A 21,466-nucleotide genomic window follows, 5' to 3' on the forward strand; every position below is an offset into this window, starting at 1 on the left:
AATATTGAAGCTCGCGAATTCGCCAGTATATGGATGATACTGATTGCAAAATACTCATCAAGGATGATTAAGTCGGTGTGCAAAGAAGTATTTGTCGCTGATAATTAACAGACTGAGAGGATGGTGCGGTCATCATGTCATTAAAAAAAATAACGATAACAAGTGCCCTGGTTTTATTAATAAGTGGCGTTCCAGCTTTTGCGGCTGAGGAATTTGTAGTCAAAAACATTGAAATTGACGGCTTGCAACGTATTACTCGGCAGACCGTGCTGGAATATTTACCAATCCGACCTGGACAGGTCTTGTCAGAGAGTGATACAGCTTCCATCATCAATTCCCTATATCAAACCGGTTTTTTCAGCGATGTGAGTCTCGCCCGCAAAGGTGATACGCTCGTCATCCAAGTCGTAGAACGTGCTACGATTGGTCTGATCAAAATCAATGGTAATAAACAAGTAAAGTCAGAAGACTTATTGGCTGCTTTGAAACAGGCTGGCATTGCCGAGGGTGAGAATTTTAATCAGGCAACGATCGCTGGTATGAAGCAAGCCTTGTTAGAACAGTATCATATGCTTGGCAGATACGATGCTACAGTTGATACTCAAGTCACACCGGAAAGCCGCAACCGAGTACAGCTGACTATCAATATTTCAGAAGGTCATATTGCCAAGGTTAAACAAATTAATATCATAGGTAATAACACATTTTCTGAAAAAGAGTTGGTCGCCAGTTTGCCGATGGCCCCCACGCATTGGTGGCAATTTTTTAGTAAAAGTGGTGACTACTCCGCTGATAAATTAGAACAAGACTTAGATGCATTGCGTTCTTTTTATTTCGATCGCGGCTATTTAAGATTTAAAGTCAATTCCAGTCAGGTCACTATCACACCTAATCGCAAAGATGTGTTTATCACTATTAGTGTAACCGAAGGTGATATTTATCGGGTTAAAGGTTTTAATGTCGCCGGCGATCTCTTAGGGGATCAAGCCAATGTGGAAAAAATGATTACGTTAAAACCAAATGAGGTTTTTTCACGCAAAAAAGTGTTAGCCATTAGCGATAGGATCAAGCGATATTATGGAAATCAAGGTTATGCGAATGCCACTGTTAACGCCAATCCTGTCATTGATGATGCGAATAAACAAGTATTTTTAACTTTTGAAGTGAATCCAGGTAGTCGAATTTATGTGCGGAATATCGATTACACCGGAAATACTAAAACTGCGGACTACGTATTTAGACGTGAGACTCGACAAATGGAGGGGGCAGCGTATTCGGTATCACAGATCGATGAGAGCAAGCGCCGAATCAGCAACTTAGGATATGTCGACAATGTCGATGTTAAAATGGAGCCTGTTCCAGGTACAAATGACCAGGTCGACTTGAAATACAGTTTCAAGGAGACTTCTTCTACCACTGCGACTGCTCAAGTGGGTTATTCCGATACCTATGGCTTTTTGTATGGTGCAAATATCACACAAAGGAATTACAAGGGCACCGGCAAGTCAGTTTCTTTAGGCTTTAATAACAGCCAGGCTGCGCAAACTTATAGTTTCAATTATTTTAACCCTTACTATACTCAATCCGGTATCAGTCGTGGTTTTTCAGTTTATTTCCAGAGGAGTACGCCAGAACAGATCAATCTGACCTCGTACACCATGGATGCCTATGGTGCGATGATGAATTATCGTATGCCAATGTCGGAATATGATTATTTAAGCTTTGGTTATGGTTATGAATATCTGAGATTGAGCGGTGGTAATTCTGCGCAGCAGATCCAGGATTTTTATAACGCGCATGGCCAAGATTTTAATAATGTTAAACTCACTGGTGGCTGGACGCACAACACCTATGACCGAGCTATTATGCCTACCAAGGGTTTTAATCAGTATTTAGGGGCTGAAGTCGGTGTGCCTGTGTTGCCTAAGAGCTTGGATTATTTCAAGCTATTTTATAACGCGACTGTCTATCAGCCTATTGCTAGAGGTTTTATTGTTGCGTTAAATACTAATTTAGGCTATGGCAATGGCTATGCGGGCTTTGGTGATCTGCCATTTTTCAAGAACTACTATGCAGGTGGCATTGGTACGGTGCGTGGTTATGAGGGTAATACACTGGGTCCAAGAGATTCAAACAATAATCCTATTGGTGGTAATGTGGAAGCTACAGGGAGTTTCAATCTGATTTTCCCCAATCCCTTTAGTGAAAAATTCCGTACCTCAGTATTTCTTGACGCAGGTAACGTATTTGAAAATCAATTGAATTTTAATGAGATGCGTACATCTGCAGGTTTAGAAGTAGATTGGGTGTCGCCGCTGGGACCATTAAAATTCAGCCTTGCGCAAGCGCTTAATCCGCGTAGCAATGATGATTTGCAATTCTTCCAATTCTCTGTGGGAACGAGTCTTTAATTGGTTAGACGTCTATTTAAATTTAGGCGCTTATACCTTATATTAGTCCTGCTATATAGAGAAATGAAATGCGGTAATGTCGAAGTTAAGGAAAAACATAACCGCGACCCTCTTTGAAAAAGAGGTGGCTCAGGCTGTGAGGCTGGGGATTTAAAAAGTTTGGGCGATGCCAATATTGTCTATGAGTGCACGAGCCAGCCTTCCCCTTTTTCAAAGGCGGAGTGGTTGCGTTATTTTTAAACAATTAAATCATAAACTTAAGGAGTCTTTTTCATGAAAAAAATTTTATTAGCTTTAACAGCGGGGCTGGTTTTATCCATAGCTGCGATGACACCCGCGATGGCAGATACCAAAGTTGGTGTCATTGATCTACAGGTATTATTGCCCAAACTGCCCGAAATGCAGCAAATCAATGATAATTTAAAAAAGACTTATGGTGATCGAGAAAAGCAAATAATGAAAGATTTAGATGACTATAATCGCAATAGTGCAGTCATGTCAGCTAAAGATAAACAGGCAGCTCAGCAAAAACTGCGACAATCTCAAGATGCGTTTGAACATGATTTCGTCACTGCACGAGACAGTGCTATCAAGGATTTAATGAACTCACTTAAAGCAGTGGTTCAGAAAGTCGCTGCACAAGATAAATACAATCTTATCCTAATTTCTGCGGGTGTAGCTTATGCTGACCCAGGCTTAGATGTAACAAATGAAGTAGAGAATGCTTGGAAAAATAGAAATAAATAGTCGCAGTGTCTTGACATATATTGCCTCATTCCTTCAGTGGAGGGAATGAGGCTATGTCTTTTGTTTATCCTGACTTAGCTGTCATCCTGATTTAGCTGTTACCTGACTTAGCTGTCATCCTTCGTTGCGCTCAGGATGACAGCTAAGTCAAGTGACAGCTAATTGCACTCGGAGACTAATGAATGCTAAAAAATCGCCATTCTCTCGCTGAATTATCACATTATTTAGGAGCAGAGCTTAAAGGAGATCCCAATTGCATCATTACGTCCATTGCGCCATTAGATAAAGCCAAAGAGGGACAAATCAGTTTTATCCATGATAGTATCTTTGGGAATACCAAATACAAGAAGTTTTTAGCTGATACTAAAGCTTCAGCAGTGATACTTTCTGCAGAATATTCTGAATTTTGCTCCACTAATCAATTAATAACTGAGAATCCTTATCTTGGTTATGCTAAAGTGGCAGGTCTTTTTTTGCCCAAGCATACCATTAAACCTGGAATTCATCCCACAGCCATTGTCGGGAAAAATTGTCAGATAGCTACCAATGCCAGCATAGGCGCGCATTGTGTTATTTTAGATAATGTTTATATTGGTGAACATACGGTCATCAGTTCTGGCTGTAGCATAGGAAATAATTCCTCGGTAGGCGCTAACTGTACACTTCATACCCATGTTACCTTATATCATGGCATCCATATGGGTGACCGAGTGATTATTCATAGTGGCGCAGTGATTGGTAGCGATGGTTTTGGCATGGTGAATGATAACGGCGTTTGGTACAAAATTCCGCAATTAGGGAATGTAGTGATTGGCAATGATGTTGAAATTGGCGCCAACACCACCATTGATCGCGGTGCGCTGGAAGATACAGTGATAGGAAATGGGGTAAAACTGGATAATCAAATACAGATTGCCCATAATGTACAAATTGGCGATCACACAGCAATCGCTGGCTGTACGGGCGTGGCTGGGGGAGCTAAAATAGGCAAGTATTGCATGATAGGTGGTGCTGCCTCAATTAACGGCCATATAGAAATTACCGATCAAGTGATTTTGACAGCATTATCGAATGTTTCAGCATCCATAACAGAGCCAGGGATTTACTCTTCTGGTGTGCCGTTGCAACCTAATGCAGAATGGCGCAAAAATGCGGCGCGTTTCAGACATTTAGACAATATGGCTCGAAGGTTGCGAAAATTGGAAGGTTATGTTGAGAAGCTTGATACTGAGTAAAAAACAGGCTTTAAAATGACAGCTATTTTAGAATGATCCACAGAAATCACTGGAGAAAAATCCATATGACCATGGATATACAAGAGATATTAACGATGTTGCCGCATCGATATCCTTTTTTGCTGATCGATAGAGTATTGGAGTTCCAGGAGTGGAAATCTCTGGTAGCTATAAAGAATGTCACAATCAATGAACCTTTTTTTACGGGTCACTTTCCAGATCAGCCAGTGATGCCAGGGGTATTAATCCTTGAGGCTCTGGCGCAGGCATCTGGTATTATTATTTTAAAATCTGACCCTACTTTATCCTATAAGGAAAATTTGTTTTTATTGGTTGGGGTTGATAATGTACGCTTTAAACGCATGGTATTACCGGGGGATCAATTACAACTTAATGTGGAGTTAGTCCGTCATAAGCAAGAGATATATAAATTTCAGGGTGTGGCAACTGTGGGCGGGGAACTAGTATGCTCCGCAGAATTAATGAATGCTCGGAGACCTAAAAAGTGATTGATAGTCGTTCTATTATTGATCCCAGCGCGAAGATTGCAGAGAATGTAGAAATTTCAGCTTATTCAGTCATCGGTCCTGGGGTAGAAATTGGTGAAGGTACTTCCATTGGTTCTCATGTTGTTATTAACTCAAATACTAAAATTGGTCGCAATAATAAAATCCATGCTTTTGTTGCCCTAGGAGGAGACCCTCAACATACGCACTATAAAGGTGAGAGTACTTATTTAGAAATTGGTGATAATAATATTATCCGTGAGTTTTGTACTTTGAATCGTGGTACGTCTCAAGGTGGTGGGGTTACCCGCGTGGGTAGTCGAAATTATTTCATGGCGTATGCGCATATTGCTCATGACTGTATAGTAGGCAATGATATCATTCTCGCTAATAATGCGAGTTTGGCTGGGCATGTCATAGTTGAAGATTTTGCAGTGTTTGGTGCATTTTGTGCTGCGCATCAATTTGTGAAAATAGGGGCGCATAGCTTCTTGGGTCGTACCACTAAAATTGGGCAGGATATACCTCCCTTTGTATTAGTCACGGGCGTTCCGGGAGCACCAGTCGGGATCAATGCTATTGGTCTGAAGCGTAGAGGTTTCAGCGATAAATCTATCCGCTGTTTGCGTCGCGCTTATATTATTGTTTACCGTCGCGGATTAATGCTTAAGGATGCTATTGAACAGATTAGCGGCATGGTGGATGAATGCCCAGAAATACAGTCTTTTATTGAAGCCTTAAAATATTCTAAACGAGGTGTGGCAAGATTGCGAAAGACTTCTAAAGAAGTGGAGGGTTTGGAGGATACGGAATAAATATCTACTGACTTCCTGGGCATAGCGAAGGATGACAGTTAAGGGTTAAGCAGTTACGATTTTAGACCATCGTCCCAGCATTCAGGGACAATGGTCTAAATAGGATGGGAATAGGATGCGAACAGTTACGATTTTTCTTTCCAATTCTTACCTACAAATTGTGTCAAAGCACTAAAAACTTTCGGCGTACCGACAATAATATCGCCTTTTTCCAAATAATTTTCGCCACCTTGCCAATCACCTACTAAACCACCGGCTTCTTTCACTAGTAATGCACCTGCAGCAATATCCCAAGCTTTTAGATCCGTTTCAAAATAACCATCCAAACGTCCGGCAGCGACATAAGCTAAATCTAATGCAGCAGAGCCAGCGCAACGGATTTTAGAAATTTCTAACATCAATTGCTGAAAGAAATTCAAATATCCAGGTAATTTCTCAGGATGACGCATGGGGAAACCTGTTGCCAACACAGCATTGGCTAGCTTTGAAGTAGCGCTGATGCGTAACCTGCGATCATTGAGTCTAGCGCCTTCGCCGCGGGAAGCAGTGAACAATTCCTGTCGGATGGGGTCGAAAATTAAGCCATGTTCCAGCTTTCCACGATATCGAAAAGCGATGGAAACGCTGAAATGCGGAAATCCACGCATATAATTATAGGTACCATCCAACGGATCGATTATCCATTCGCATTCTGATAATCCTGGGTGTAGCCCAGTTTCTTCCGCGAGGATTTGATGGTTAGGATGGGCTTTTTTAATGATGGCGATAATTTCACTTTCAGCTTTTTTATCAACGTCAGTAACAAAGTCATTTAAGCCTTTGGCTGTTGGGTTGATGGTATCAAGACGTTCGATAGATCGCAGCATAACATTACCCGCTTTACGGGCAGCGCTGATAGCAATATTCAAAATAGGATGCATTGTTGTAGTTCTCTTAGCAGTGCGGATGATAAAAATGAATACTTACCTACTCGCAACCTTCGAAAAAGGGGAGTGAGCAGTTAGTAAGATTAAACCTAAGACATGGGCAGATTTATTAAGAGCAAGATCAAAACAGGCGAAGGTAACTGGAATTTTGCTTTTTTTCGCCAATAAATCTGCAGCAGCCAGATGAATACTGTCATACGCGCGTAACAATAGTACATCTGCTAAATTGGCAGCATGTTCAAGTAACACTTCATTATTATGAAAAAGCAAAAAATTTATCCAGTCGGTGCGAAAATTTTTTTTAATGAGCTCGTGTTCTTCCTGAGTTATTTTTTTTTCACGTTTAATGCGAGCAAAAGCAGCATGGGCTTCTACATAGGCTATTGGGTGGGTAGCTACAATTTTAGCCTGCTCCATGGCTTCCAATATGTTTTCACTGAAGGCTTCAGAAACATAAGCCTTAACTAAAGCGGATGTATCTAAGTAAAGTATCATCTTCGATCTTCTATCACATATTCTGCGACGGTTTTACCTATTATTTTGGGTCGCTTTTTTCCTCCGCCACGAGGTTTTTTTCCATTCCAAGTAATTCCTTCAATTTGCGCCATTAAGTTAGCCTCTTCCTCCGCAAATTGAGGATAAGGAATTAATTTAGCTAATGGTTTATTATGCGAGGTAACAATAATAAATTCACCCGCCTTTACTTGATGTAGGTATTGAGATAAATGATTTTTTAGCTCATGCACAGATACTTGCATACGCGGCCCCCAGAATATAGCTATATTTATATAAAATTATAGCCATAATTTAATGGTTAAGCAACTTTTTCTATTATCTAAGATTTTAATGTCGTCAAATATTGTTCAAAAGTACACATCCCTGAAGCCTGTCCTGTCTGCATGACTGAATAAATTTGCGGTATTTTATTTTCGCGGATCAGATTACGGATAGCTGGTGTACACACAAGAATTTCAAAAATGGCTCTGCGACTGTTTTTGGGACACTGGAAAAATTTTTGTGAAACTACTGCCGTCAAGCATTCTGACAGCATCGCACGAATCATGTCTTTTTCATTACCAGGAAAAATATCAATGATACGGTCAATGGTTTTGGGGGCAGAAACGGTATGGAGAGTGGCTAATACCAAATGGCCAGTTTCAGCAGCGGTTAGTGCAAGGTGGATAGATTCCAAATCGCGTAATTCACCGACTAGTATGATATCGGGATCTTCACGTAGAGCAGCTCGCAGGGCATTTTTGAATGAACGGGTATTGTTATGTAGTTCCCGCTGGCTGATTAAGCTTTTAAGCTGAGGATGAATGAACTCTATGGGGTCTTCAATGGTGATAATGTGTTTTGCTTGATTTTGATTGATGTGATTAATCAAGGCGGCCAGCGAGCTAGTTTTGCCGGCGCCTGTGGGTCCGGTAATTAATATCAAACCTTGTGTATATTCGCAGAAATTATAAAAAATATGGGGTAATTGTAGTGAGGCTAGCGTTGGGATTTTTTCAGGGATTAGGCGTATGGCAACAGCCAGTCCTCGCAGTTGATGATAAATATTGATACGAAATCTGCCGACATCAGTGAGGGTGTAAGCATAATCTAGTTCTAATTCCTGCATCAAAACATTGTGTTGTGCCTCATTGAGTATGGAATGCAACAGGCATTGTAATTGCTCAGAAGTTAATAAAGGCAACTCCATTTTTTTCAATTCTCCCTGAATGCGCAGAATAGGGGATAAACCCGCGGACAGATGTAGGTCTGAGGCATGGTCATTAACAGCCATAGTTAAGAGCGTGTCTAAAGAGACTGGGTAGTGATTCAAGAGGGGCTTTCTCCTATTGTTTGATGCACGAAAAAAGTCACGATATTCGTTGCATTTAATAATTTTCCTTCCGCATTAGTGACTTTAATTTGTAAATGATGTTCGCCGCGTTCAACATTTTGTAAGGTGATTTGCGCCTCATTGCCACGTTGGTATAAATTTTCATCCAACCATATTTCAATTTTATCTTTTGGATTTAAGGCCGGATTTATGTCAATGCTCACAGGAATTTGCTGTTGATTTTGAAAGGTTTGTCCTTCTTTTGGGGTTTGGAGAATCACTTTTTCATAAGTTTTTAAATCTGATTTGTTATCTACGAGTACAGTTGTTAGGGTTGGTGTAGGGCTTGGACTGTACGAATTAATTTTTCTTAAAATAATTGGTGAGGCTGGGGCGGTTGGCTGGTCACTGAATTGAATCATTCCAGAAGAACTAGTTTGCATGTAAATTTCGGCTTGACAGGGTAAACTGGTAAAAATGCTAAGTAGTTGAAAAGATAAATATACCCCATGGATACATGCTAAGTTTTTTATTTTACGGTATTTTAAATTCATTATTTCATCACCATAATCACGGCCCATTAAAAATTTATAAGGCTGTATATTGTGAAAACTTTTATTTTAGTTTTTTTTATTTCCGCAGTGCTTTCTGCTTGTAGTTTTAATCAGACAGAAAATTCGCGTAAAAATGCAGAAGTGTCAGAGATCAATATCAAATTAAGCCTGGCTTATTTGACACAAGCACATGATGCGTTGCGCGCAAAACAAAAATTATTACTGGCTCAACAGCAAGCTCCCGACGATCCAGCAGTATGGTATGTCACCGGATATTTCCTGGAAACGATTGGTGAGCTTTTTGCAGCTGAGCGAGCTTATTTGCATGCGATTAAATTGGCGCCTAAGCGAGGTGCTGCTCACAATAACTATGGCGTTTTTCTGTGTAAACATGGCAGATATACGCAGTCGATCCAACAATTTTTACTTGCTGTCAATGATCCTGATTATCTTGCGGTGACATCGGCTTATAAAAATGCGGCGCAATGTGCGTTAAAAATTCCTGATTCAGTATTAGCGAATAAGTATTTCCAGTTAGCGGGAGCAATTAACTCCAATATCTAAAATCGATGCTGTTATCCTGAGCGTAGCGAAGGATCTCCTTATGGTGGCATCCCACCAAGCTGTGCCAGCATAAGGAGATCTTTCGCTACGCTTCTAAAGACACCATTTGAGTGAGTAAAATGATGTTGTCATTCCGGCGCAGGCGCATTAGTGACAGGGGAAATAGTCACTTTTTGTGGGGGGCTCAGGATGACAGCTACGCACAGGATAACAGCCCTTATTTCGCATAGCCTTTTTCAATGCCACCGCCGGAGCTTCTCCAAGTCACTGCATTCGTTCCATTTGCAGGTAATTCTGGCTTCAAAATATAGGTATCTGCAGAAGTAATGCCTTTCATGTCATTAGGGATGACTGTGATAACCCCATCTTTCACGCTCAGACTTTTTACCAATTCAGTACCGCCTGCAATACCTGCAGGAACTTCATTACTGCCACTATTGCAGCCAGTAAAATCTCCCAATAAATGATAGCAACTCATGACGCCGACTTTATAAGGGGCTGTTTGGTTGACTACTTCTGTATAAGCTGCTTTGCGGGTGTAGTCTTGATAGCTAGGGATAGCGATAGCTGCTAAAATACCTATAATTGCGACGGTAATCATTAATTCCAGTAGAGTAAAGCCTTGCTGTAAAGTGTTGGGTTTTATTTTACAATTCAGAAAACTTGAAAAATAAGCGCAGGGGTTTTGATTAAATGAAGTTTGCATAAGTTTTCCTTAGCTGAACAGAAATAAAAAAACCATAGTATAAAAATTGCAATATTTTTAAAATACCGTAATTGAGATATCAATATGTCCTTACCCATTTATTTAGATTATATGGCAACCACCCCAGTTGATCCGCGGGTTGCAGAACGCATGTTGGAATGTTTAACTCAAGATGGAAGTTTTGGTAATCCTGCATCGCGTACGCATGTCTATGGTTGGAAAGCAGAGGCGCTAGTCGAAGAAGCACGCCAGCAGGTGGCAGATTTATTGAATACGAGTTCTGAGAGCATTATCTGGACTTCAGGAGGCACAGAATCTAATAATCTGGCATTAAAAGGCGCAGCGCGTTTTTATCAACGCCAAGGTAAACACATCATCACGGTAGCGACAGAACATAAAGCCGTTTTAGATGTGTGTGCACAGTTGCAGCGTGAAGGTTTTGAGGTCACTTATTTAGTTCCTGCAAGCAATGGATTATTACAACTAGAGCAGCTGCGGCAAGCTTTGCGAAAAGACACGCTATTGGTAACTGTTATGCATGCCAATAATGAAATTGGTGTAATACAGAATATTAAAGCGATAGGAGAATTAACGCGTTCGAGTGGAATTTTATTGCATGTCGATGCGGCGCAAAGCGCTGGTAAAATCCCTATTGACTTGCAAACGATGCCAGTTGATTTAATGTCTTTTTCAGCGCACAAACTGTATGGTCCCAAGGGAATAGGTGCACTGTACATTCGTGATAAACCCCGTTTGCGTCTTGAGCCTTTATGTCATGGGGGTGGTCATGAGCGCGGTTTACGTCCTGGTACTTTGCCAGTGCATCAGATTGTCGGCATGGGTGAAGCGTTTCGCATTGCTAAAGCGGAAATGGCTGTTGAATCGCAAAGCATTTTACAACTAAGACATCGTTTATGGTCAGGGTTGCAAACCATCGGTGAAGTTTGTTTAAATGGTGATGCTGAACAGCGGTTGCCGGGAAATCTCAATATCAGCTTTAAAGGAATTGATGCACAAAGTTTATTGCCTGCATTAACAAACATTGCAATATCTGTTGGCTCAGCTTGTGCTTCAGGTAATCTTGAGCCTTCTTATGTTTTGAAGGCTATAGGTCTATCGGATGGATTGGCGCGAAGTGCATTACGTTTTTCTATTGGACGGTTTACTAGTATAGAAGAAATAGATGTGACAATCACAGAAGTGACTCGGACGGTAAGAAGAACACAAAAAATTCAATAAATACTTTAAATCATTAATTTTAAGCGAGATAAAAACATGGAACATAAAAAAATGCCACTAAGGTACGATTCTGCTGAGAAACGTTTATGGCTTGTGGTTGCTGCCTGTATGGTATCTGCAAGTATTAAAATATTAGCAGATGCAGCTACTATTGATAATGCTCCTCCTTTGGGCAGATTCATAGGTGTAGTTTTTGCTGTAGGTTTGTTGGGAGCAGGGCTGAAAACGGCTAGTACGGTTGCAAAAGAATCACCTCCAGAGGAACCAAGACCCCCAAGTCCTTGATAGGTCGTGTGCTTTCAAAGATGAATTAGACTCTCTTCCAAAGCCTTAATGGTTTGTAATTGCTTTGAAGGCAACATCGCGATTAATTGAGATAGTGATGTTTTAGGTGGTATCAGCAAATTTGCTGCTATTTCAGCCAGTGGTAGTAATACAAAAGCTCGTTCATGCAAGCGTGGATGTGGAATAGTCAAATCGGGTTTTTGTATTATTTCATCGTCATATAGCAGCAAGTCTAAATCCAGCGTCCGCGGTCTATTTTTTTCACCGTTTCGTACTCGTCCTTGTTGGAATTCAAGGCTATGTAATTCGCCTAATAATTTTTCCGCAGACAAGTCAGTTTGAATACAGGCGACGGCATTAATAAAATCCGGTTGTGGCCAATAACCCACCGGTGCGCTTTGGTATAAGCTTGAATAAGCAAATAAGGTCGTATCAGGTATTTGCTGCAGAGCGAAAATAGCCTTTTTAACCTGTTGGATCGGATTGTCTAAATTGCTGCCAAGGCTAATATATGCAGTCGATGGCATAAAAATTATTTCTTTTTCTTGCGTCTGGCGCTGGGTAGGCGTTTGATTTTCTCTTGCCTTTCTTCACCTGAAGCTAGCTGAAATTCCTGCCACCATTGCACGGCAGGCGCTAATTGCGTTTCACCAGATTCCATGCGCAATAACAAAAAATCAAATGCTGCTCTAAAACGGGGATTGGAAAATAGGGTAAGAATACGGTTTTTAGGATGCATTTGCAGCGGAAATTGTAACAACCAGATTTCTTGAACCATCGTGCTATGGCGTTTGGGTATGGTCGTCTCGTGCATTTGTAAGCCTAATACTTTGCGGGCTGCCATTTGTGATGCGGTATAGGGGGCATGACCCTCTCTCATCAGCCCTTCGGTTTTATGTTGTAACGCCGGCCAGAGCAATACTGAAAATAGAAAGGCAGGATTTAAGCTTTGGGCATTGGCTAGGCGTTGATCGGTATTGTTGCAGCTGTGTAAGATCAAGGACAGATAGCGGTCTTTTTCCTGCTTGCTTTCTGCAAGCACCATAGCAGTTTGTGAAAACAATTTTTCAAATAAACCATAATGGGTCAACAGGCGAAAAGCGCGCATGGCGTGACCGCAATAAAATAATTTGATGACTTCATCGAAGAGTCTGGCAGGAGAGACGTGCTTAATCAGACGGTTTAATTCAGAGATAGGCTTGGCGGTTTCCGGTTCCAGGGTAAAATCCAATTTCGCTGCCATGCGTAGGGCGCGCAGCATACGCACAGGGTCTTCTGTATAACGTGATACCGGGTCTCCAAGTATTCTAATCGTGTGATTTTCAAGATCTTTAAGACCGCCGGTGTAATCAATCACCGAGTAATCATCGATATTGTAGTAAAGTGCGTTAATGCTAAAGTCGCGACGCCAGGCATCATCTTCCATAGAGCCATAGACATTGTCCCGAATCAACATTCCGGTATGAGATTGTCTGGCTTCTGGGTGTTCGATTTCGGGATGAGCGGTGCGGAATGTGGCGACCTCAATGATTTCAGTGCCGAAGAATACATGAATCAAACGAAAGCGGCGTCCAATGATGCGACTGTTACGAAACAGGCGGCGTACATGTTCTGGATGCGCATCGGTTGCAATGTCGAAGTCTTTGGGTTTTATGCCTAGCAAGAGATCACGTACGCTACCGCCCACCAAATAAGATTGGTAGCCTGCTTCATGCAAGCGGTTTAATACGATTAAGGCATGCTTGCTGATGTTTTTGCGCGTAATATTATGGTCTTGCCGGGGAATAATCATCATATGGCTATCGCGCCTTGGTTTTTTATTATTTTTTGGGCGCGTTGGCTTAAGACCCGAAATGATTTTTTTTAAAAGTTGAATGGTGATAGGCTCCTTTAGGTTTTCTATTGAATCATTCCACTACGTTGAAGAGTGTGGTGGATGGAGGGTTCAATTCCGCCATGATCCATCCTGTAATTGTAAGGATAATGTGTATATAATAACAGATTAGCTCCCTTCGTCTAGTGGCCTAGGACGTTGCCCTCTCACGGCAAAAACAGGGGTTCGAGTCCCCTAGGGAGCGCCACCTCTAATCAGCCTTAACCTTTTTCCTTCTCCCCTTGTGGGAGAAGGTGCCCGAAGGGCGGATGAGGGGTTAGCTTGCAGTAGCTATAAGCCAGTTCAAACTCACCCCTTTCCTTCTCCCGTCTGTGACCGAAGGGAATCCCCGGGATGGGAGAAGGTGCCCGAAGGGCGGATGAGGGGTTAGCTTGCAGTAGCTATAAGCCAATTCAAACTCACCCCTCATCCGCCCTATCGGGCACCTTCTCCCACAAGGGGAGAAGGGAAAAAGCTAAGGCTATAAGAGAAAATATCTATATATGAGCCCATAAAACATGCCAAAACGAAATGATATTAAGTCAGTTTTAATTCTAGGAGCAGGTCCAATTGTGATAGGGCAGGCCTGTGAATTTGATTATTCCGGTGCTCAGGCTTGTAAAGCTTTGCGAGAAGAAGGTTACCGGGTCATTTTAGTTAACTCCAATCCCGCCACCATCATGACCGACCCGCAAATGGCTGATGCGATCTATATCGAGCCAGTGCAATGGGAAGTGGTAGAGAAAATCATCGAAGTGGAACGTCCTGATGCTTTGCTGCCAACGATGGGGGGGCAGACTGCGCTGAATACCGCCTTAGATTTGGCGCGTGAAGGTGTATTGGAACGTTACGGCGTGCAAATGATTGGCGCTTCACGGGAAGCCATTGATAAAGCTGAAGATCGAGAATTGTTCCGCGATGCCATGCGCAAAATTGGTTTAGATATGCCACGTTCAGGGTTAGCGCATAGCATGGATGATGCATTACAGATTCAAAAAGACTTGGGTTTTCCTATTGTGATTAGACCTTCATTCACCATGGGTGGCACAGGTGGGGGTATAGCTTATAATCGCGAAGAATTTATAGAAATTTGTGAGCGTGGTCTGGATCTATCTCCTACCAATGAACTGTTGCTAGATGAAGCAATTATTGGTTGGAAAGAATATGAGATGGAAGTGGTGCGCGACTGTGAAGATAATTGCATCATCATCTGCTCCATAGAAAATTTAGACCCCATGGGTATACACACTGGGGATTCCATCACCGTAGCGCCTGCCCAGACTTTAACGGATAAAGAATACCAACACATGCGGGATGCCGCGATTACCGTGTTACGCGAGATTGGCGTGGATACCGGCGGTTCTAATGTGCAGTTTGCGATTAATCCTGAGAACGGCCGCATGGTAGTTATTGAAATGAATCCCCGCGTGTCGCGTTCATCCGCACTTGCTTCTAAAGCCACAGGTTTTCCTATCGCTAAAGTCGCTGCCAAGCTGGCCATCGGCTATACACTACATGAACTGCGAAATGAAATCACCGGTGGACAAATGCCGGCAGCGTTTGAGCCTACCATTGACTATGTGGTCACGAAAGTACCCCGTTTTAATTTTGAAAAATTTCCCAAAGCCGATCCACGCCTAACCACGCAAATGAAATCCGTGGGTGAGGTCATGGCAATTGGACGTTCTTTTCAGGAGTCTTTGCAGAAGGCTTTGCGTGGGCTTGAGGTTGGGGTTGACGGTTTAGATCCCAAGCTCAATTTGCAAGATGAGGGAGCGCTTTCCACTTTACATAGAGAACTGCGCATCGCAGGGTGCGACCGACTTTGGTACGTCGCTGATGCCTTTCGAGCGGGGCTTAGTCTAGGTGAGATTCATAGATTATCGCGAATTGATCCTTGGTTTTTAGCGCAGATACAGAATTTAATTCATGTTGAATCGCAAGTTTCGCAACTCAGCCTGGCTGAAGTCAATTCTACCTATATGCGACAGTTAAAACGCCAGGGTTTTTCTGACCGCAGATTAGCTAAGTTGTTGGGAGTCAGTGAACTGGCTTTGCGAAAACATCGCCATGAATTAGGAGTGCGCCCGGTATATAAAAGGGTAGACACCTGTGCGGCAGAGTTCTCCACTAGCACTGCATATTTATACTCAACCTATGAAGAAGAATCAGAAGCTTATCCAACAGATCGTAACAAAGTCATCGTGCTGGGTGGGGGTCCCAATCGTATAGGTCAGGGCATTGAGTTTGATTATTGCTGTGTACACGCGGCACTTGCCATGCGGCAACTCGGTTTTGAAACCATCATGGTCAATTGCAATCCTGAAACAGTTTCCACGGATTTTGATACCTCCGACCGTCTGTATTTTGAACCCTTAACCCTAGAAGATGTGTTAGAAATCTGTGATTTGGAACAACCCCAAGGGGTCATTGTGCAATATGGCGGTCAAACGCCCTTAAAATTAGCTCGAGCGTTGGAGTCAGCAGGTGTGCCGATTATGGGCACTTCGCCGGATGCCATTGATCGCGCCGAAGATCGTGAGCGCTTTCAGCAATTAGTGCAGAAATTAGGCATATTGCAGCCACCCAACGGCACTGTGCGCAGCGTAGAAGAAGGATTGCGTTTGGCGAACGTATTTGCTTATCCTCTGGTTGTCAGGCCATCGTATGTACTGGGTGGACGTGCCATGGAGGTGATATATAATGAGAAAGAGTTGCGTCGTTATATGAGCCAAGCAGAAGCCATCACTTTCGAAGCACCTTTGCTGTTGGATCATTTTCTCGATAATGCTATTGAGGTCGATATTGACGCGGTTTGTGATGGCAAAATGGTATTTATTGGCGGCATTATGGAGCATATTGAACAGGCTGGGGTACATTCCGGCGATTCTGCTTGTTCCTTGCCGCCTTATAGTTTAAGCGAGGAGATACAGGAGCGTTTATGTGAAGCCATGCAGAAAATGGCTTTAGAATTAGGGGTGGTGGGTTTGATGAATGCGCAGTTTGCGATTCAGGGCAATGAAATTTATGTGCTCGAAGTGAATCCCCGCGCCTCCCGCACTGTGCCTTTTGTAGCGAAAGCCACAGGTCTAGCTTTAGCCAGAATGGCCGCCTATTGTATGGCTGGAATTAGCCTAACCCAGCAAGAAGTCACTGCCCATACACCCGCTTACTACGCGGTTAAAATGCCGGTTTTTCCCTTTAGTAAATTTCCTGGCGTAGATCCAATTTTGGGTCCAGAAATGAAGTCAACAGGTGAAGTCATGGGCGTTGGTGAAAGTTTTGGTGAAGCCTTTGCCAAAGCGCTAGTCGGAGCCGGCCAAGTGATTCCGCGTCAAGGTCGGGTATTCTTGAGTGTGCGGGATGCAGATAAAATTGAAGTAGTAGGTTTAGCCAGAGATTTGGTTGCCTTCGGGTTTTCTATTGTGGCAACCCATGGTACAGCGGCGGCTTTGCAGGAGGGCGGGGTGCCGTGCCTGCCAGTCAATAAAGTCACAGAAGGTCGTCCACATATCGTTGATATGATTAAAAATGATGAAATTGATTTTATTGTCAATACCACAGAAGGCGAGCAGGCCATCGCTGATTCTTACACTATCCGTCGCAGTGCAGTACAGCATAAAGTGCTCTACACCACGACGTTAGCTGGGGGCAAAGCGATCTGTATGGCCATGCAGCATAAAGCAGCGGTACGGGTAACGCGTTTGCAGGATTTGCATGGGGGGAAAATTTCACCCATATTGGCAGTTCCCCAGTCCACAATCATTAATTAAAGTTTTTTCAAGGTGATCCAATGAAAAGAATTCCAGTGACAGCTAAGGGGATGCAGCAATTAACTGCTGAATTAGAGCGTTTGGAAAAAGTTGAACGTCCGCATGTCATCCAGGCGATTGCTGAAGCACGTGCGCACGGTGATTTAAAAGAAAATGCCGAGTACCATGCAGCCAAAGAACAGCAAGGTTTTATTGAAGCACGCATTCGTGATCTCAAAAGTAAGCTATCCCATGCGCAGGTCATTGATGTATCCAAAATGAAGAATGAAGGGACGGTAGTATTCGGCGCGACAGTTAAACTTTATAATCTGGAAACTGAAGAAGAACAGGTTTATCAAATTGTAGGAGAAGATGAAGCTGATCTGAAATTGCGTAAGATTTCCGTTACCTCACCAATTGCTCGGGCGTTAATTGGAAAATCTCAAGGGAGTGAAGTTGACGTGCAGACACCTGGTGGAGTCAATAGTTTTGAAATAGTTGAAGTTTTGTATATTTAAGATTTTTGATTAAATAAAAATTATATTGCGCGAAAAAAGTTTGGTTCATAAGAGATGGATAGGTATATGACAGAAAGCAAAAAGACAGCAGCTGATGTTGATTTGCCACCCACGATACAAACATGCCAAGAATGTTTTGCTACTCTGCAATTTGATTTAGCTATCAAAGGGATGGATAAGCTATATCAAGACCGTGAATTAACTTCCCTGATTACACCAGGGGCGCCGCCCGAAGTAACAAAAAATTATATATCTACGGGAATTGTTTATGCTGAGATGCTGACTGATGTACTAGCACCAGATCATGGAACTAAAAAAATAAAAATGTATGCATACCTGCATGAAAAATTTAAAGGAGAAAATAAACAGGATTCGATTAAAAAAGCTACAATAGGATTTATTGAACGTTTATTAGGTAATGTCGAAGCCAATCGTGATATTCTAGATGAGCAGCAGCAAAAGTATTTAGAGGAGGTAAATAAAAAGTATGAGCAATTGCGCTTTAAGCTAGCTAAAGAAACCTCCAGCCCAGGCCAAATGGTTGAAAAAAAATCATCCTCTTCTGAGCCACCTTCAGTTGTTCCCTCGGATAGATCAGAAAATAAATTATTTGACCGACAGCTTGCTTATACAGAAGAGTCTGCTAGAGAAATCCCAAAAGATTTAAAAGTGTTATTAGCAAAACGCGTGGAAGATATAAAACTTCAACTTCCGAGAAAATTAAAACGTCCTATAGAACATCAAGAAGATAATCCAATTCTTGTAGCCATAACGCTGCAGAAATTAATCAGTCAAAATGTTTCTAAGAATCTGGTATTCGATCTTATCAATCAGCTAACTGGTCAAACAGCCATAGTAAATCCATCTCCGATATTAAACAAAATATGGCAAGGCTTAACAGAGTATTTATCGCAATTTTCACATTATCTTGCTTATGCAAAACAATGGCTGGAACTTTTAAAGGATGAAAAATACCCTATTTTTATAAAAGACCTTCTTTAAAGTCTTTATTGATTTGGCATTACAAGATTCGGGTGAGTTGAAACAAAAGTTGTTTGATGCTAAACAGAGTTTGTTAAATAAAATTAATCTCGGTAAGAGACGAAGTGGGGATATCTTCGCGGAAAAAGGCATAATTTGGTGGTTTACGCACCTAATTGATAAAGAAATTAAAAAATTAGAAGATAAAAAAGATTTTGGTCTAAAATATAGATTGCTAATGGAAACAAAGGAAAAAAGAACTCAAGGCAATTATTTCTATCTGGCACCAGGTCTTGAAGGATTAATCAATTTCAAAAAACTGTCGAGTCCAGAATATAAAAATGGACAAAAGATGGAGAAGCGTTTGAAAGAATTGGAGACCGCATTAGCAGAATGGGGTACATACACCAATAAATTTCGTATTTTAAGGCTTGCTTCTTCATCGTCTCAGCGATCAGAAATAAAATCTCGTGATATTAATTTTTTTAATTCGTCATCTAGTAGTTCATCCTCATTACAAGTATCTAGTTCCTTACCATCCGCGTCGTCATCTAGTGGTTCATTACAAGAGAAAAAAAACGATAAATTATCAATACTTGCTACTTTTTCTAGAGGGGGAGATGACAATTGGTGCAGTAGAAAGAGCGAAGCTTAACTACGCGTTAAATACATTGATTACAAAATAATAAATATGTCACAATAGGGTGCTGTTTAAAAAAATTAAAAAGGAGAAGGTCATGAAAAAAATTATATTCGCATGTCTTGTTTTATTGAGCGCATCTTCTGTTTACGCAGGCACAAATCCTGGAGATGTAAACTTTGGTAATGATGAAGGTCCATTGGGTCACGCTGTTCGTTACGCACTACGATTCAGTGACGGTGCACAAACAGGTTATACTGGTTGTTTATCGCCCAATACCGGTTACAATCCAGCTGGTGTTTTAACGATAGGTGCGATGGGCGGCCATCAAGGGCTTGCTTCTGTCGTAGCTCAAGATTGCACTAACACGAACACCGTAGGTGTTATCTCATCTTTTAATTATAATCCGCAATATTATTACTACTATGCTTGCATTTTGAAAGAAAACAAAAGCGGCTCTTGTCGACAAGGACCGTAATTATCTTAACAACAGCTCTCCTTAATTTGAGGAGAGCTGTTTTCTTTACAGCAGTTTCACAATTTAAGTAAGCCTCCATTCAAAACATAGATTTTTTTTGCGAATAATTTTACGTGGTGATTTTTTTACTCCGTCCCCATATTATCAACGCAATTGTTCCACAGAGTGCCAATATTCCAGCTGCAGGAAATGCAACCCGTGAACCATAGACCGTCATCAAGTATCCGGTGATAAAACTTGCCGGCAATGCAGCAATACCCAAAATCAGTTGTAATGCCCCATATCCTACGCCGCGTTTATCAGCGGGTAATAAATCGGCGAGTAAGGCCTTTTCAATCCCTTCGGTAAAACCGTAAAAGGCGCCGTAAATAAACATAAATCCAGTAAAAGCTAAAGTCGAATCAGATAATCCTACGCCAAAATAAACAATAGCATACACCACCCAGCCACTGGCCAGAAAGCGTATGCGTCCAAATTTATCGGACAGTTTACCGGCCGGAATAGCAAGTAGTGCAGCTAGCAGGTTAAAAAATATGAAGATAATGAGTATTTTTTGAAACGATAAGCCAATTTGTTCTGCACGTAACACTAAAAAAGCGTCGCTGGAATTTCCCAAAGCAAAAATAAATACAATGGCGAGGTACACGCGAATTTGGCGGGGAATGGAGATTGATAGATAGGTTTTGGCTTTGACTTCTCTAGGTAAGCGTGGCACCCAGAATATCAATAAGGCTAAGGCGATAATTCCGAAGGGAATTGAAATTAACACGATGGTTTGAAAATCGTTATGACTAAGTGGTTTGGTTCCTATGCCCGCCAGGAGCACTGCTAAAATGCCAGTGACAGCGCCCAGAGTATCCAGAAAACGGGTGATGCCAAAGGCATGGCCTGCGCGACCTAAAGCACTAGCGTCGGCAACCATGGCATCCCTTGGCGCGGTGCGCAAGCCTTTGCCAGTGCGGTCAAAAATACGGGTGAGCGCTAACATGGCAGGGACGTAGGCTAAAAGTAAAGCAAAGCGCGATAAGATGGAGAATGCATAACCAAAGACTATCAATGGTTTGCGACTGGTCATTTTATCAGACAGCCAACCGGAAAAACCGCGCAGAAAAATGCTAATGGCTTCTGCCGTGCCTTCGACGATACCCACAAAGGTAGGACTCATGCCTAATGTCACTAAAAATAACGGCAGGGCGCGGGCAATCACCTCGCTAGAACAATCATTAAAGAAAGAAACCCAGCCGAGTCGGGCTGCAAGGCCAATGCCGGCATTGGGAGTGGTAGAGGTTGTTTGATTCATAGATCTAGATAAATTTAAGTAATTTCAATGAAGCTTCACCCCCTTTGACAGAGGCGATTGAGGTGGCTAATATAGCGAGCTTTCTTATGGCGATATCCATAAACAGTG

21 protein-coding genes, 1 tRNA gene and 1 pseudogene are annotated in these 21,466 nt (G+C 42.1%); 14 read left to right on the forward strand and 9 right to left on the reverse strand.

The features are described from left to right. Positions 1–134: 134 nt before the first annotated feature. The 5 genes from bamA (at position 135) to lpxA (ending at position 5,714) form a co-directional block, all read left to right on the forward strand. A complete protein-coding gene (bamA, locus tag VHE99_07685; GenBank protein ID HVV68892.1) occupies positions 135–2,411 on the forward strand; it encodes an outer membrane protein assembly factor BamA in 2,277 nt (758 codons plus the stop codon). A 273-nt stretch (positions 2,412–2,684) separates the two neighbouring features. Further along, on the forward strand, positions 2,685–3,158 hold the full coding sequence (locus tag VHE99_07690; GenBank protein ID HVV68893.1) for an OmpH family outer membrane protein: 474 nt from the start codon (positions 2,685–2,687) through the stop codon (positions 3,156–3,158). Positions 3,159–3,340: 182 nt separating this feature from the next. After that, the gene (lpxD, locus tag VHE99_07695) at positions 3,341–4,393 is read left to right on the forward strand and encodes a UDP-3-O-(3-hydroxymyristoyl)glucosamine N-acyltransferase (GenBank protein ID HVV68894.1); all 1,053 of its coding nucleotides are present in this window, start codon (positions 3,341–3,343) and stop codon (positions 4,391–4,393) included. Positions 4,394–4,458: 65 nt separating this feature from the next. Further along, a complete protein-coding gene (gene fabZ, locus VHE99_07700; GenBank protein HVV68895.1) occupies positions 4,459–4,902 on the forward strand; it encodes a 3-hydroxyacyl-ACP dehydratase FabZ in 444 nt (147 codons plus the stop codon). Next, a complete protein-coding gene (lpxA, locus tag VHE99_07705; protein ID HVV68896.1) occupies positions 4,899–5,714 on the forward strand; it encodes an acyl-ACP--UDP-N-acetylglucosamine O-acyltransferase in 816 nt (271 codons plus the stop codon). The genes fabZ and lpxA overlap by 4 nt, the downstream gene beginning before the upstream one ends. Before the next feature lie 125 nt (positions 5,715–5,839). Here the strand turns inward: lpxA and VHE99_07710 are convergent, their stop codons facing one another. From VHE99_07710 to VHE99_07730, 5 genes are all read right to left on the reverse strand, one after another. Then, positions 5,840–6,634: an inositol monophosphatase family protein gene (locus VHE99_07710; protein HVV68897.1), complete on the reverse strand. Its 795-nt coding sequence runs from the start codon at positions 6,632–6,634 to the stop codon at positions 5,840–5,842. 42 nt (positions 6,635–6,676) lie between these two features. Continuing rightward, the gene (locus tag VHE99_07715) at positions 6,677–7,135 is read right to left on the reverse strand and encodes a type II toxin-antitoxin system VapC family toxin (protein ID HVV68898.1); all 459 of its coding nucleotides are present in this window, start codon (positions 7,133–7,135) and stop codon (positions 6,677–6,679) included. Beyond that, positions 7,132–7,398 carry a type II toxin-antitoxin system prevent-host-death family antitoxin gene (locus VHE99_07720; protein HVV68899.1) on the reverse strand — a complete coding sequence of 89 codons (267 nt, stop codon included), beginning with the start codon at positions 7,396–7,398 and terminating at the stop codon, positions 7,132–7,134. Before VHE99_07720 ends, VHE99_07715 begins: the two co-directional genes overlap by 4 nt. 77 nt (positions 7,399–7,475) lie before the next feature. Continuing rightward, positions 7,476–8,468 carry a type IV pilus twitching motility protein PilT gene (locus VHE99_07725; GenBank protein HVV68900.1) on the reverse strand — a complete coding sequence of 331 codons (993 nt, stop codon included), beginning with the start codon at positions 8,466–8,468 and terminating at the stop codon, positions 7,476–7,478. Then, positions 8,465–9,022: a hypothetical protein gene (locus tag VHE99_07730; GenBank protein ID HVV68901.1), complete on the reverse strand. Its 558-nt coding sequence runs from the start codon at positions 9,020–9,022 to the stop codon at positions 8,465–8,467. Before VHE99_07730 ends, VHE99_07725 begins: the two co-directional genes overlap by 4 nt. Positions 9,023–9,073: 51 nt before the next feature. Between VHE99_07730 and VHE99_07735 the strand changes: the two genes are divergently transcribed. Next, complete coding sequence (locus tag VHE99_07735) at positions 9,074–9,586, forward strand: tetratricopeptide repeat protein (GenBank protein HVV68902.1); 513 nt, start codon at positions 9,074–9,076, stop codon at positions 9,584–9,586. Positions 9,587–9,803: 217 nt separating this feature from the next. On the opposite strand, the gene VHE99_07740 is transcribed toward VHE99_07735, so the two are convergent. Beyond that, positions 9,804–10,292 carry a prepilin-type N-terminal cleavage/methylation domain-containing protein gene (locus tag VHE99_07740; protein HVV68903.1) on the reverse strand — a complete coding sequence of 163 codons (489 nt, stop codon included), beginning with the start codon at positions 10,290–10,292 and terminating at the stop codon, positions 9,804–9,806. Positions 10,293–10,376: 84 nt separating this feature from the next. Between VHE99_07740 and VHE99_07745 the strand changes: the two are divergent. Together VHE99_07745 and VHE99_07750 are read left to right on the forward strand one after the other, a co-directional pair. Next, positions 10,377–11,525, forward strand: a pseudogene (locus VHE99_07745) (IscS subfamily cysteine desulfurase). Between the two features lie 42 nt (positions 11,526–11,567). Continuing rightward, positions 11,568–11,816: a hypothetical protein gene (locus tag VHE99_07750; GenBank protein HVV68904.1), complete on the forward strand. Its 249-nt coding sequence runs from the start codon at positions 11,568–11,570 to the stop codon at positions 11,814–11,816. Between the two features lie 14 nt (positions 11,817–11,830). Here VHE99_07750 and folK read toward each other — a convergent pair whose 3' ends face one another. Together folK and pcnB are read right to left on the reverse strand one after the other, a co-directional pair. Next, positions 11,831–12,343: a 2-amino-4-hydroxy-6-hydroxymethyldihydropteridine diphosphokinase gene (gene folK / locus VHE99_07755; protein HVV68905.1), complete on the reverse strand. Its 513-nt coding sequence runs from the start codon at positions 12,341–12,343 to the stop codon at positions 11,831–11,833. 5 nt (positions 12,344–12,348) lie between these two features. Then, on the reverse strand, positions 12,349–13,611 hold the full coding sequence (gene pcnB / locus VHE99_07760; GenBank protein HVV68906.1) for a polynucleotide adenylyltransferase PcnB: 1,263 nt from the start codon (positions 13,609–13,611) through the stop codon (positions 12,349–12,351). A gap of 210 nt (positions 13,612–13,821) precedes the next feature. Between pcnB and VHE99_07765 the strand changes: the two genes are divergently transcribed. The 6 genes from VHE99_07765 to VHE99_07790 all read left to right on the forward strand — a co-directional run bounded on the left by VHE99_07765 (position 13,822) and on the right by VHE99_07790 (position 20,058). Further along, positions 13,822–13,897: transfer RNA gene (locus VHE99_07765), tRNA-Glu, on the forward strand. A 310-nt stretch (positions 13,898–14,207) separates the two neighbouring features. Continuing rightward, entirely contained in the window at positions 14,208–17,462 is a 3,255-nt protein-coding gene (carB, locus tag VHE99_07770; GenBank protein HVV68907.1) for a carbamoyl-phosphate synthase large subunit, read from the forward strand. 20 nt (positions 17,463–17,482) lie between these two features. After that, positions 17,483–17,959 carry a transcription elongation factor GreA gene (greA, locus tag VHE99_07775; GenBank protein ID HVV68908.1) on the forward strand — a complete coding sequence of 159 codons (477 nt, stop codon included), beginning with the start codon at positions 17,483–17,485 and terminating at the stop codon, positions 17,957–17,959. Positions 17,960–18,025: 66 nt separating this feature from the next. Next, complete coding sequence (locus VHE99_07780) at positions 18,026–18,961, forward strand: hypothetical protein (protein ID HVV68909.1); 936 nt, start codon at positions 18,026–18,028, stop codon at positions 18,959–18,961. Between the two features lie 13 nt (positions 18,962–18,974). Then, entirely contained in the window at positions 18,975–19,595 is a 621-nt protein-coding gene (locus VHE99_07785; GenBank protein HVV68910.1) for a hypothetical protein, read from the forward strand. An 82-nt stretch (positions 19,596–19,677) separates the two neighbouring features. After that, positions 19,678–20,058: a hypothetical protein gene (locus VHE99_07790; protein HVV68911.1), complete on the forward strand. Its 381-nt coding sequence runs from the start codon at positions 19,678–19,680 to the stop codon at positions 20,056–20,058. Between the two features lie 109 nt (positions 20,059–20,167). On the opposite strand, the gene VHE99_07795 is transcribed toward VHE99_07790, so the two are convergent. Further along, entirely contained in the window at positions 20,168–21,358 is a 1,191-nt protein-coding gene (locus VHE99_07795) for an MFS transporter (GenBank protein ID HVV68912.1), read from the reverse strand. Positions 21,359–21,466: the final 108 nt, after the last annotated feature.

The organism is Gammaproteobacteria bacterium, from assembly GCA_035546635.1.
Classification (GTDB): Bacteria; Pseudomonadota; Gammaproteobacteria; order JAURND01; family JAURND01; genus DASZWJ01.